General features: G+C 65.2%; 1 protein-coding gene. It reads right to left on the bottom strand.

Features of this window, described 5'->3' with window-relative positions; all coding sequences use genetic code 11:
• On the bottom strand, nucleotides 1-221 hold a 221-nt coding region (locus tag A3714_RS17930), incomplete at both ends, for a hypothetical protein (protein ID WP_197463363.1).

Here is a 221-nt window from a genome sequence, read left to right on the forward strand (position 1 = left end):
GCTGGCGTCCGTGTCGAGCGGCTGGGCGGGTGCGTCCGTTTGCGGGGCGTCGGCCTCGGGCAGGTTGAACTCGATGATGCCATCATCTGACGCATCGTCGCTTTCCCAATCAAGCGTCGTGTCATCGTCGCTGGCGTCGTTGAAGGCGGCCAGATCTTCCACGGACAGGCTGTCGCCGTGGTCATCGCTGCGGTCCGTGAACCCGTCACTGTCTGCGGGCA

The organism is Alcanivorax sp. HI0007, assembly GCF_001635525.1.
Lineage (GTDB): Bacteria > Pseudomonadota > Gammaproteobacteria > Pseudomonadales > Alcanivoracaceae > Alcanivorax.